Here is a 13,920-nt window from a genome sequence, read left to right on the forward strand (position 1 = left end):
AAAATTGTTTTTGTCGGCTAAACTATGAATAATTTTTGAGTTTCGGGAGTATCATTTATCCGATTTATAAAAATCCTTTTTCAGCACTTTATGGAGTCTGTATTTTTTTGATTTTAAAGGAATGCAAACCCATCAAAAACTATTTTTTAATGTTGTAAATTGATTATTCGGACTCTAATTTAAATCTGCCGGAGCTCAAAAAATAAATCCCATAAAGCCTTTATTTATAATTGTTTATGCTTTGTTGTTATACAAATGTAATGTCCATTTTTTCTCTATATATAAGATGTAACTATGGTTTAAAGCCTGACTGTTTGATTTTTCCATATTCTTGCCCTGAAACCCTTTAATGCTTTGTTTTTTAAATGCTGTTTATTATTTAAATTTTAAACAGTAGTGATTGACAAGTGCATTAAACATTTTTTAACTAACCAAAAAACAATTTTAATGACAAATTATTACAAAAAAGGAAACCGGTTATTATGGTTTTTGATTTTTTCGCTGTGGTCAGTTTTTTCTTTTAGTCAGCAGGCACTCTTTAAAGAAGGCGTGAAACAAGGTTCTGTAAAAATTAAATTTTCAGGAGGAATGTCGCAGACTTTGAAAAAAATGAATGTTGGTACAGGAAAAAAACTTTTGACAGGAATTCAGGCTTTTGATAAAGTTTCTGAAAAAGTTGGCGCAAAGAATATGCACAGGCTATTTCCTGAAAATCCCAATCCCAGATTGGAAGCAAAATTACGAAAACATAAACTCGATTTGTGGTATGTTGTAGACATAGACGCTAACCAAAGCGCTAAAGATGCAGCCTTGAAATACAAAGGAATTGCTGAAATTGAAACAGCAGAAACAGAAAAGCAAAAAGTACTGTCCGGTTACAAGTTTACAACAATCAATCCGGCAAAATCTGTAAAAACTTCATCAGCAGCTTCTTATTTTAATGATCCTAATTTGCCGGATCAGTGGCATTATAATAATACGGGACAAACGGGATATCCAAATGGTTCTGATATTAACTTATTTAAAGCTTGGGATATTGTAAAAGGGAATCCTGAAATTATAGTTTCGATTCACGATCAGGGTGTAGATATTCAGCATCCGGATTTACAAGCCAATATTTGGACCAATAAAGCCGAACTTAACGGAGTTGCCGGTATTGATGATGACGGAAATGGCTATGTAGATGATATTCATGGATGGAATTTTGACAAAAATAACGGTAATATCACTGCTGAGCCTCACGGAACTCACGTTGCGGGGACAATTGCTGCAGTAAACAACAATGGTATTGGCGTTTGTGGTGTTGCCGGCGGAAGCGGTAATAACGATGGTTCAAAAATCATGTCTATGCAAACTTTAGGCGGTGGAAGTTTTGAAGAAAGTTATATTTATGCAGCCAACAATGGTTCTGTAATTTCTCAAAACAGCTGGGGATATACTGCACCGGGAAATTTTGATGAATCGATAAAAGAAGCCATTGATTATTTTATTGCCGAAGCAGGAGATTTTCCAAACAGCCCAATGAAAGGCGGGATCGTAATATTTGCCGCAGGAAACAGCAACTTAGATGGAGACTGGTATCCGGGACATTACGAAAACACATTATCGGTAAGTTCTATTGGACCAAACTGGGAAAAAGCCAGTTATTCCAACTACGGAACCTGGGTTGATATTGCAGCTCCGGGAGGAGAAACAGATCTTGGGTCTAAAAATGGCGTTTTAAGTACATTGCCTAAAAATCAATACGGTTATTATCAGGGAACTTCAATGGCTTGTCCGCACGTTTCCGGTATTGCGGCGCTTGCTTTGGCGAACAGAAAAAGTCAGTTAACGCCAGAAGTATTAAGAAATAAATTGATAACCGGTGTGGTAGATATTGATTCTCACAACCCCGATTATAAAGGACAATTAGGTTCAGGACATATTGATGCATTTTTAGCGATCCAGAACAACGAAGGTATTGCACCAAATGCGATTAAAGATTTGGCCGTAACGGGAATTGCGCAGGAATTTGCCAATTTATCATGGACAGTTCCAAGTGATGCAGATGATTCGCAACCAGTTGATTTTCGTATTTATTACAGCACTTCGCCCATAACCAAGAGCAATCTTGGTGCGGCAAAATATGATATTATCAGAACATCGGCTTTGCCAGGCGAAGCTGTAACACATTCTATCAACGGACTTTTAGGACTTACGCCTTACTATTTTGCGGTAATTTCAGGAGACAGATGGAACAATTTGTCTGAATTATCAAATATTGTTCAGGGTACAACCAACGAAGGACCAAAAATAGATGTAGATGAAAATAGTAAAGACATTGTAATTAATGTTGATGCAAGCACTTCTTTCAAAGGAACTCACGAAATTACGATCCTGAACAACGGAGAAGGGGTTTTAAGATGGGATTTTTTAGCCCGTCATAAACAAGCTTCACTTTCATATTCGGCAAAAAAAATAAACTATCCTTCGTCGAAAACAACAAAAGTTGCTTCCTTAGGAAAAGTTGGCAGAAAAAAATCTTCACTTGCTGCTGCTTCAAATAAGGCAGGAATTACACCTTTTGAGTTTACGCCGCAGGAAAAAACCTATTGTGATTATCCAACAGATCTTATTGGAGATACAGATGTTAAAATTCCGAATTCAGCCGCTACCAAATATGTGGTTAGTGAAGCAGACGGTTTTAATCTGACACAAATTGTAAGTTATTTGCAAGTAGATCCTGCATTTGGTCCGGTTGTTTTTGAAGTTTATAAAGGAACTCAACTCAACAAAGAAAATCTAATTTATGCGCAGGAATACACGCCTTTTAGTGCAGCTCAAAATTATGCCAGCATTACACTGGACGAGCAATTGTATTTTGCACAAGGCGAAACTTTTTGGGTTGTGATGCATATTCCGGCAGGAAATCTTTATCCTTTAGCAATTGGTTTCGAAAACACACCCGAAGGATCAGATAATTGCTTTATATCTTTTGACACAGGACAAACCTGGGGACCACTGAGTGTTGCACTTGAGAGTAATGATTTTGCGTGGTTTAGCGTAGCGGCCAGTCAAAATAAATACTTAGGCGAATATTTGTCTTTAGATCCTAAAAATGGAGAAATAAGCGGACATGGGTCAGAAAAAGCAAGTCTTTTAGCCGATGGATCGACTTTGATCAACGGTACTTATAACGCAAATGCTATTTTTAAATCGAATGACGGAACGAATACTGAATTAAAAGTTCCGGTTACTTTAAATGTTTCCGGTCAGCAGCCAGTTCTTAAATCTACTGAAAAACTTGATTTTTCAAGTGTTTTCAAAGGAACTTCAAAAGAGTTGGAATTCATTGTAAAAAATACCGGATTGGGTAATTTTAATGATGTTTCTCTCAACATATCAAATCCGGATTTTGAACTTATTGGTTCAGTTCCAAATCAGATTACAGCAGATAGCGAAGTTCTTCTTAAAGTAAAATATACACCCGGCGCGATAGGAAACGATAATGGTTTACTAACATTTACATCCGGAAGCAGTGCTAAAACTTTAAAAATAATTTTATTTGGAGTTAGTTCTGAACCTGCAAAAATAGTGGTTAATCCAATGACGCAATTGATCGATAATGTAACGCTGGGAGATCAGGTTACCGCATCGGTTACGGTAAAAAATGAAGGTCAGGCAGCACTTAAATATTTTGTTCCAAAGTATGATAAATCAGGAACAAGTGATACATGGGAAGGAACATATCATAAATATGGCTATAATTACAGAACAAATTATCCGTCAGAAACGAATCCTTTAGCATACCAATTTCAGGATATTTCGAGTACAGGAAAAGATATTACCAGTTATTTTAAAGCAGAAGATAACAGATATTATCCTCTTGAAATGGGATTTGATTTCCCATATTATACAGAGAAAATGAAAACCTTATATGTAAGTTATAAAGGTTTTACAACATTTGATAATTCAATAAATCCGGTTAACAGCCCAACTTTAGACGGCGCGCCTTATACCCCAAAAGGATATATTTCGCCTTTAGGAACTTATGTTGAATTAAGTGTTGGCGGAAGCATACAATACAAAGTAGAACCAGACAAAGTTATTGTACAATTTACAAATATTAGTGATGGTTATTCAGGTGTAATAACAGCTCAAATGGTATTGTTTGCAGATGGAAATATCCGTTTTTACTACGACAATATTACTTTTTCGGAAGAGGCTATAAGTTACATGAATATCCTTATCGAAGATTATGCGCAGACAGATGGTATTTTGGTAAACAATTATACTAAACCAACAAAAATATACAACGGACTGGCGCTGGGCTTTGATTATCCGGGTCCGGATATGATTACTTCTATCAGTAATGCAGGCGGAATTTTATTGCCTGGAGAATCGGCTCAGTTAGATGTTGTTATGGAAACAGCTGCTTTGCACGAAGGCACGATCAACAGATATTTAAACATTATATCGACAGATCCTTTAAACACTCAGGTAAATCCATTGGTACAAGTTAATATTACCAACGGCGGTACGGCAGCACTTACGGTTTCTCATACAGATATTGATTTTGGTGATGTATTTAAAGGAGCTGTTGCTTCAAGAAAGTTCAGCATTAAAAATACAGGTACAGCGCCTGTAACATTTACAGGATTTATTTTAGATAATAATAAATTTCAAATAACAGGAGAAACAACGGCAACAATTGCGCCTGGACTTAGTAAAGTTTATGACGTTACGATGCCAACAGCTGCTATAGCGAATTTATCAGATGTATTACGCATTACAGATGATAAAGGCGGAAACCATACGATCACGCTTTCAGGAAAAGTATTGGATGCGCCCGGAATAGCAGTTACAGATCTGGATTTGGTTACCGCAGTTTTAAATCATGGAGAAAAAACTAAATACCCTTTGTTGATAGAAAATAACGGTATTGCAGATCTTGAAGTTGTTGCAACAGGAAATAACTGGCTGACAATGTCTGTACCAACAAGCACCACTGAAGCTATTCCGAATTTTACCTATAATTACGAAACGTATAATGACGGAACAAACTATCAATGGATCGATATTCGTAAAACAGGAACGCAATTAACGGTAGGCGATGATTTGTATAATATTGATGAATATTGGAAAAAAGTAACATTACCGTGGTCTTTTAATTATTATGGTAAAGAATATACGGATATACATATTGGTACTACCGGAATATTAACTTTTGACCAGCCGGAAGATGTAGCTGTAATGAACGGAAATATCCCAACTGATTTGTTTAAAACGGTGATTGCGCCTTATTGGACATTTGCTGCTTTTGACACCACAACTTATCCAAAAGATGAAGTAGGGGTTTTCTATTACAGTGATGATGAAAAAGTTATTATTTCATGGGAATATTTTGTGAATTTCTTTGGAGGTTTGGGAGATCCACCTTCTGCTCAGGTTATTTTTTATAAAAACGGAGCAATGAAATTTCAATATAAGGTTAATGGAAGTTTAGATCAAACGACGAATTTAACTTCTATCGGACTTCAAAATGGCGATGGTTCAGATTTCGTTTTAATTTCTAATCATGCCAACGTAAACCACGGAAAAGGTTTAGCCTATGTAATCACTCCTGCAGAAAAACACGTAATTCCGGCGGGAACTACATTAAATGCTCAAATTAATGTTGATGCTAATAATATATATGCAGGTGAATATGATGGTAAATTAAAATTGCGCACCAATGTTCCGAATCAGGAAATGCTTGAAAAACCAATCCATTTAACGGTAACAGGAGCACCAATAATTACATCAAATGTAACCGAAATAAATTACGGTGAAATAATGGTGAATCCTGCGGCGAGTTATACAAAAGAATTTTTAATTCAGAATTCAGGTGCTGAAAAACTTCAAATATCAAATATTTCGATAGAAAGCGGTTCTTCAGCATATACTGCCGAAGCGTATACATTTGTTCCGGATTGGTTTGACGGAGGTTATTGGACCTGGGTAAACATAAACGATCTTTCGGGTAATTATACGCCAATATTGCCGGGAGAAAATACTAAATTCAGAATTACATTTGCGCCAATAACAGCAGGTTCTGTAAACGATAATTTGGTAATAGAAAGCAATGCGACAATACCAAAAATGTTACTTCCTCTAAAAGCTGAGGTTATATTACCGCCAGCCTTAAATGTATTAACTAAAGAGGTAAGCAGCATCGTTAATTATTTAACAGATACAGACACACAATATGCTGTTTTTGATAATACGAATGGTGGCGGAACTTTAAAATACGAATTGAGTATTGATTACTTAAGAAAAGCGCCATCAGGAATTACGTCTCGTCCGCAATCTTTTGTAAAAGCGGAAAAGAAATCAAATATTACTAAATTATTAAGATCGACTCCGGCGCTTAAAGGTAATGTTAGTGTTTATGCTGCACCTAATTTTAATAGAGTATTAGCTTACGAAGATAAAACAGCTGCAGATACCCGTTTTGGATATGACGGAGGAGAACCATTTACAACTGCAACACGTTTTAATGCCGGAAAAGATGGTTTCACGTTATCACATTTTCAAACTTATATGTTTGCTATGGATAAACCATCCGGAACAATTGCATACGAAATACGTGCAGGAGGTTCTAATGTTGAAGAAGCCACAATTATAGATCAGGGTTATGTTGATTATACCTGTACAGGCGTTAAAACCGGCGAATGGGTAACATTGCCAATAAAAGAACCAAAAGGACTTCATCCAAATGAAGACTTCTATATCGTACTTACATATCCGTTTGAATTGCCTTTTGTACAAGGATCAATTGAAGGAATTACAGACACACCGGGAAGATATACATTATCAGATGGTGAATCCTGGTATGATTTACAAGATTCAGCTTTGTATCCAGGTTACGGATGGATGGTAAGAGCGGGAGAAGAAAATTATGTTTCGAATGCGTGGGTTTCTATAAACGGACTTTCAGACGGAGAAGTTGCTCCTGGACAAACAAATAAAGTTCAGCTTGATTTTACAGCTGCAAATGGAGTTCGCGGAGATCAGCATGCCGTTTTAAACATACGAACAAATGATCCTGTTACAACTATGGGTCAGGTTCCTGTAAAATTACATATTAATGAAGCTCCGGTTTTCTCTAAAGCTCCGGATGAAATAGCAATTGTAAATGAAGCTTCAGAAGTTGTAGTAAATATCGGCTTGACTGATAAAGAAAATAATAAAATTACGGTTCAGTCTCCAGATGCGCCTTCATGGGTTTCATTTGCAATAATTGAAGGTGAAATTGTCATAAAACTAGCTCCGGGTTATGAAACTGCAGGAAGATATACTTTGACTTTTAAAGCTGTTGATGAACTTGGCGCAGCAACCGAAATGACAATGGACGTTAAAGTCTTAAAAACCAATCGTGCACCTATAGCTATTATGTCAGAAGAATTAATTTATTCAAAACTGAATTATTTTGATGTGCGCCAATTTTCAGATTATTTCTCAGATCCGGATGGTGATAAAATGACTTTTAATGCATCATCTGCAAATGATAATGTTGTATCCGTAACAGTTGGTCAGGAATTGGGGCAATATGTAATCGAAACACATGCCGCAGGCGAAACAGTAGTAACCTTAACAGCTACAGATGTTTTTGGTTTAACTACAGAACAAAAAATAATAGTCAGAGTAGTCAATAATCAGGGTCCTGCTGCACTTGGCGGACAAGCAATTGTGTTCAATAAATTATCGGTACAGGAAGCTTTTACTTTCAATAAATATTTCAAAGATCCTGACGGAGACGAATTGACCTATCAGGTTACGATAACAGATCCAAAAATTGCATCAATTGCTGCTACAGCAGATGGTTTTACAATTGAAAGCCTTTCTAACGGAGAAACCGAATTGATTTTAACCGCTACAGATTCTTACGGAGCAACTGCAGAACAGCGTATAACAGTTATCGTCAACCAGTCAGAAGTTACGGAACTCAATATATTCCCAAATCCTGTCATCAATACTATAAATATAAAATGGACAAGCCGTTGGGCTGGAGATGTTGTGGTTGAGGTTGTAGGTCTTAACGGTTCAATAGTACGCACGTTTAATATCGACGATGTACAGCTTAAGACATACAGTCAGTTAGATTTGAGCACTTTGCCTACAGGAGCTTATTTTTTACATGTTAGTGGAAAAGAAGGAACATCCTCAGTTTTCAAATTTATCAAAAGATCAGGGGAGTAAATAATGAAATGATGAAATGCGTCGCGATACAAGTTTAATGTTTTAAAGAAATTCATAAACAATAAATATTGTATCGCAGAACGTATTTCAATCAAAAACAATTAACAGATACACATGAAAAAAATATTTCTTTTATTTTCACTACTTTTTGGAGTTGGAAATTTACTCGCACAAGAACAAAATAAGGCAATTGTTACCGCAGTTCCTTTTTTGCAGGTCTCGGCAGATGCCAGAGCTTCCGGTATGGGTGATATGGGTGTTGCAACTTCTGCAGATGTTTATTCGCAACAATGGAATGCGGCGAAATATCCTTTTGCCGAAAATAAATTGGGCGTAGGTTTGAGTTATACGCCCTATATGTCATCCTTATCAAATGATACAGGTTTATTAAATTTGAATTTCTTTAATAAAATCAATGAAAGAAGTGCTTTTGCGTTCAGCTTAAGATATTTTGGAATAGGAGAAACCCTGTTCAAACAAAATGAAGATGATGCAGGACAAATTATGAAACCAAACGAATTTGCATTTGATGGATCGTATTCCTTAAAATTAAGCGAAAAGTTCGCCATGTCCGTTACCGGAAGATACATTCGTTCGAATCTTGAAATCCAGCAAGCTAATGCAAATGCACATGCTGCAAGTTCATTTGCTGTAGACATCGCCGGATATTATCAAACACCGGAAACAGCTTTTAAAAACTTTAATGGTATTTGGCGAGGCGGATTCAATATTTCAAATCTTGGCCCTAAATTAAAATACAATGGAGATTCAGGATCTGAAAGTTTTTTACCGGCAAATTTGAAATTAGGCGGAGGTTTTGATTTTATTTTCGATCAGGACAATACATTGGCAGCTTCGGTAGAATTTAATAAGCTATTGGTTCCGTCGCCACAAAATGATCAAACCAATATGCAATATCAAAATGCAGGTTTTGTCAAAGGGGCATTTAATTCTTTTACGGATGCGCCGGGTGGTTTTAGCGAAGAATTAAAAGAAGTTACATGGGCACTTGGATTAGAATATTTATATCAAAAATCGTTTGCCTTAAGAACAGGATATTTCCATGAAAGTACTGAAAAAGGCAACCGTAAATTCTTTACCCTTGGAGCCGGGTTTCAATACAAGATCGCTAAATTTGATTTGTCTTATCTAAGTTCTGCATCAAAACAAAATACAGCTTTAGACAATATGATACGATTTTCTCTATCTTTTAATATCGGCGATAATGCTGTAGATAACATTCAGGAAAAGGAAAAAATTAATAATTAAAAAGATATTAATTTTTCTGATTGTACAATTAAAAAAAAGGCTGTCTATTTTAAGACAGCCTTTTTTGTCAATAAAAAAAGTAAAAGACTATAATTTATTATAACCTTTTACTTTTTCTAAAGGCTTGAAATTAATTGTTGCGCAACGCATGCATCAATTCTCCTTTTGTCATTTTAGATCTTCCCTGAATACCAACTTTTTTAGCTTCTTCATAAAGATCTTGTTTGCTTCTGTCACTATAGTCACCACTTTTGCCGCCTCTTTTTTCGGCTCCCTGACTATTAGATATTCGCGCAGATTTTTGCTTGCTATAGCCTTTATCCCGCAATGCTTCGTATTGGTCCTTATCTTTTATTTGCGGACCCGGATCTTTTCCTGGCATAATACTTCAATTTAAATTAATATAAGTTAAATAATTCACTATTAGGTAAATAAGTGAATATCTAAAATTAATTATCCTTAGAAAAATGTATTTATATCTTAAATTAAAAATTTTATAGAATCTTAACTATATACAATTGTTCAAATTTTATAAACCTAAAATGAGATCGTGTAAAATTTAAACAGAAGTAAGAATTAATTTAAAGATTTAATCCTTTAAATTAAAATCATGGATCAGGCAAAAAAAATAACAATCGCAATATTGCTTTGCATGTTTATAAATAAATCGCAGGCACAGCAAAAATATACAAGTTCAAAATGCCGTTATACCAAAACAGCAACAGGATATTTGATGGTTTTGCGAGAAGGCGACGACGTAATAGTATCTATAGAAAATCTGGCCAAAGAAAAACAAATTCCTTCAGCAAACTTTACAGGAATTGGTTTTGCGCAGGAAGCTACTTTTGGATTTTTTGACTTTAATGAAAAAAAATTTCATCCCAAAACCTTTAATAAAGTAGAGATGGGAAGTTTAACAGGATCTATTGCCTGGGATGGAGAAAAACCATCAATACACATTCACGGTGTTGCAACCGGTGAAAATTTTGAAGCACACGGAGGGCATATTCTTGCGCTAAAAGTAGGAACAGGTTCTATGGAGATTTATATCACTCTGAATAACGAAAAACTGGAACGAAAAATGGAATTCCCTCTTGGGGCTAATGTATTGCAATTGCCATGTTTAAAATAAAAGCATCAGAATTAGCATAAAAAAACCGTTAGAAATTATCTAACGGTTTTTAATTTTATCCTTTAATTTTATTGATCAGAATCATTCATCATCATCTTCTAAATCGTCATTGTCCGTATACTCAGGATTGTCCTTAGTATTGGCATCATATTCATCTAAAGTTCTTCTGTCCGGATCACTGTGGTTTTTTAAATCCTCGTCAAGATCCTGTGCGATAGGACTATTTTTTTGAAAGTTAGGATCAACATCATCATTATCCTCTATTTTTCGATCATCTGAGCTGTCACTAAAGTCATGATTTGTATTGTATTCATCCTGATCCTGACTTGTTGAGTAATCATTCTCATGTTGATTTATTGCCGGATCTTTATTCTCCATTGTTTCAGAATTGATCGCTTCATTGTCTGATCTGCTGTTTCTGTGATTTGAAGTATTCATAATAAAAAGTTTTATAGTTATTAATTACAAATTTATAAAGTGATTACAAGAAATGTTTATACTTTTTTAAATCATAATTATATTATTATCAGTTGTTTATATTTTTAATGAATATAATCTAATACTTCGGATTTAAATTTTACATATTCAATTTATCCTTAAGGGTTAAGTATTACTCTTTGCAGTTAGAAATATTCAAAAAAAAAATGTACTTCCAGGTTATCTTTAGTTAAATATCAGCATGAAAAAAAAACATAATTCAAACAAGGAAGTACAAGATTTTAAAAAATATCAATTAAAATATTAATTTTTTGAACATCAGAGTAATGTAGATTTCAAATGTATAAGTACAATACATCATAGTTTTATAGAATTATTACGTAGATTTATATAATTATCACCAGCAAATTGTTATATAAAATCAAAGGAAATTATTTCAGATTCTGCTTAGAATAGATTTTATCTATTGTGGTAGAAAAATATAATATTCATCTTACATACAACCTTTTTTGATAGTTTGTAAATTAGTTGCTGTCTTAAAATCAATAATTAAACAAAAAACAAAGTATAATCATGGACAATCAATCAAATGACATTAGCAAATGCCCGTTTCATAATGGCAGTACAGATCATGTAGCGGCAACCGGTACAAAAAACCGGGACTGGTGGCCAAACCAATTAAAAGTAAATATTTTGCGACAGAATTCGGCATTATCAGATCCAATGGGAAAAGATTTTAATTATGCCGAAGCTTTTAAAAGTCTTGATCTTGAGGCAGTAAAAAAAGATTTGCATGCACTTATGACCGATTCACAAGATTGGTGGCCCGCAGATTTTGGTCATTATGGTGGTTTGTTTATTAGAATGGCATGGCATAGCGCAGGAACCTATAGGGTAGAAGATGGACGTGGAGGCGCCGGAGCCGGACAACAGCGTTTTGCGCCGCTTAACAGCTGGCCAGATAATGTAAGTCTTGATAAAGCCCGAAGACTTTTGTGGCCAATCAAACAAAAATATGGCAAAAAGATTTCATGGGCAGATTTGATGATATTAACCGGAAATGTTGCTTTGGAATCAATGGGTTTTAAAACATTTGGTTTTGCCGGAGGACGTGCTGACGTTTGGGAACCGGACGAATCAGTTTACTGGGGTGCCGAAACGACATGGCTTGGGGGAGACGAACGTTATAAAGATGGTTCTGAAGGTGTGCCAAAAGAACATGGTGTTGTATCTTCGGATGATGATGCAGATGGTCATATTCACTCCAGAAACCTTGAAAAACCTCTTGCAGCCGTACAAATGGGACTTATATATGTAAATCCTGAAGGTCCTGACGGAAATCCGGATCCTATTGCTGCAGCCAGGGATATTAGAGATACTTTTGGACGTATGGCAATGAATGACGAAGAAACGGTAGCGTTAATAGCCGGAGGACATACTTTTGGAAAAACGCACGGAGCGGCTTCATCAGACCATGTTGATAAAGAGCCGGAAGCTGCCGGTTTGGAATTGCAGGGTTTTGGCTGGAAAAATAGTTTTGGTTCCGGTAAAGGTACTGATGCTATTACAAGCGGACTTGAAGTTACCTGGACAAAAACGCCAACACAATGGAGCAATAACTTTTTTGAAAATTTATTTGGCTTTGAATGGGAGCTTTCAAAAAGTCCGGCAGGAGCGCATCAATGGGTAGCAAAAAATGCCGAAGCGATTATTCCGGATGCTTTTGATGCTTCAAAAAAACATTTGCCAACCATGCTTACAACAGATTTATCGTTAAGATTAGATCCTGAATATGAAAAAATATCACGTCGTTTTCTTGAAAACCCGGATCAGTTTGCTGATGCATTTTCACGTGCTTGGTTTAAATTGACACATCGTGACATGGGACCAGTTACACGTTATCTGGGACCTGATGTTCCGCAGGAAAAACTTTTGTGGCAAGATCCAATTCCTGAAATTAATCATGAATTAATAAATGAAAGCGATATAAATCATTTAAAAGAAAAAATAGTCAATAGCGGTTTAACCGTATCACAATTAGTGGGAACAGCCTGGGCATCAGCTTCTACTTTTAGAGGATCTGATAAACGAGGCGGCGCAAATGGCGCACGTATAAGATTGTCCCCGCAAAAAGACTGGCAGGTAAATAATCCAAACCAGCTTAAACAGGTTTTGGATAAACTGGAAACGATTCAAAAAGATTTTATAGCGGCACAGCAAGGTGGAAAAAGCGTTTCGCTGGCAGATTTAATAGTTTTGGCAGGTTGTGCAGGTGTAGAAAAAGCAGCAAAAGATGCCGGACATTCTGTTACAGTTCCTTTCTTTCAAGGGCGTATGGATGCTTCTGCTGAACAAACTGATGTGGAATCAATTGGATATTTAGAGCCAAAAGCAGATGGATTCCGTAATTATAGAAGGACTAAATCAACCGTTGCTACAGAAGAATTGCTTATCGACAAAGCAAATTTATTAACGCTTACAGCACCTGAATTAACAGTGCTTATAGGCGGATTACGAACATTGGATATCAATACTGACGGTTCAAAAAATGGTGTTTTTACGCATCGCCCGGGCCAGCTTACAAATGATTTCTTTGTAAATTTACTCGATATGAATACCCAATGGCAGGCCGTTTCTAATGATAAAGAATTGTATGCAGGAAATGATCGTGTTACTGGTCAGCCAAAATGGATTGCAACACGTGCCGATCTTGTTTTTGGATCGAATGCAGAATTAAGGGCTATTGCAGAAGTTTATGCAAGCAGCGATGCACAAGAAAAATTTATAAAAGATTTTATAGCTGCATGGAATAAAGTAATGAACCTTGACCGATTTGATTTGTTATACTAAATCTTTTTAGC

At 35.8% G+C, this 13,920-nt stretch carries 6 protein-coding genes; 4 read left to right on the forward strand and 2 right to left on the reverse strand.

Annotated features, from left to right (window positions below; genetic code table 11):
• The first annotated feature begins 447 nt into the window (after positions 1 to 447).
• Entirely contained in the window at positions 448 to 8,220 is a 7,773-nt protein-coding gene (locus ACZ0AH_RS10710; RefSeq protein ID WP_463475793.1) for a S8 family serine peptidase, read from the forward strand.
• A gap of 114 nt (positions 8,221 to 8,334) precedes the next feature.
• Positions 8,335 to 9,489 (forward strand): type IX secretion system outer membrane channel protein PorV, encoded by a 1,155-nt coding sequence (porV, locus tag ACZ0AH_RS10715; RefSeq protein WP_463475794.1) that lies wholly within the window; start codon positions 8,335 to 8,337, stop codon positions 9,487 to 9,489.
• A 130-nt stretch (positions 9,490 to 9,619) separates the two neighbouring features.
• Here porV and ACZ0AH_RS10720 read toward each other — a convergent pair whose 3' ends face one another.
• A complete protein-coding gene (locus ACZ0AH_RS10720) occupies positions 9,620 to 9,871 on the reverse strand; it encodes a DUF7218 family protein (RefSeq protein WP_463475795.1) in 252 nt (83 codons plus the stop codon).
• Between the two features lie 228 nt (positions 9,872 to 10,099).
• Between ACZ0AH_RS10720 and ACZ0AH_RS10725 the strand changes: the two genes are divergently transcribed.
• Entirely contained in the window at positions 10,100 to 10,621 is a 522-nt protein-coding gene (locus ACZ0AH_RS10725) for a PPC domain-containing DNA-binding protein (RefSeq protein WP_463475796.1), read from the forward strand.
• An 81-nt stretch (positions 10,622 to 10,702) separates the two neighbouring features.
• Here ACZ0AH_RS10725 and ACZ0AH_RS10730 read toward each other — a convergent pair whose 3' ends face one another.
• A complete protein-coding gene (locus ACZ0AH_RS10730) occupies positions 10,703 to 11,059 on the reverse strand; it encodes a hypothetical protein (protein ID WP_463475797.1) in 357 nt (118 codons plus the stop codon).
• A 573-nt stretch (positions 11,060 to 11,632) separates the two neighbouring features.
• On the opposite strand from ACZ0AH_RS10730, the gene katG reads away from it, so the two are divergent.
• The gene (gene katG, locus ACZ0AH_RS10735) at positions 11,633 to 13,909 is read left to right on the forward strand and encodes a catalase/peroxidase HPI (RefSeq protein ID WP_463475798.1); all 2,277 of its coding nucleotides are present in this window, start codon (positions 11,633 to 11,635) and stop codon (positions 13,907 to 13,909) included.
• Positions 13,910 to 13,920: the final 11 nt, after the last annotated feature.

The sequence above is a fragment of the Flavobacterium sp. AC105 genome, assembly GCF_979258495.1.

What these genes read in the sequence shown, in the direction of transcription:
- katG (WP_463475798.1), top strand. Translation starts at nt 11,633, where the DNA reads ATGGACAATCAATCAAATGACATTAGCAAATGCCCGTTTCATAATGGC.
- ACZ0AH_RS10730 (WP_463475797.1), bottom strand. Translation starts at nt 11,059, where the DNA reads ATGAATACTTCAAATCACAGAAACAGCAGATCAGACAATGAAGCGATC.
- porV (WP_463475794.1), top strand. Translation starts at nt 8,335, where the DNA reads ATGAAAAAAATATTTCTTTTATTTTCACTACTTTTTGGAGTTGGAAAT.
- ACZ0AH_RS10725 (WP_463475796.1), top strand. Translation starts at nt 10,100, where the DNA reads ATGGATCAGGCAAAAAAAATAACAATCGCAATATTGCTTTGCATGTTT.
- ACZ0AH_RS10710 (WP_463475793.1), top strand. Translation starts at nt 448, where the DNA reads ATGACAAATTATTACAAAAAAGGAAACCGGTTATTATGGTTTTTGATT.
- ACZ0AH_RS10720 (WP_463475795.1), bottom strand. Translation starts at nt 9,871, where the DNA reads ATGCCAGGAAAAGATCCGGGTCCGCAAATAAAAGATAAGGACCAATAC.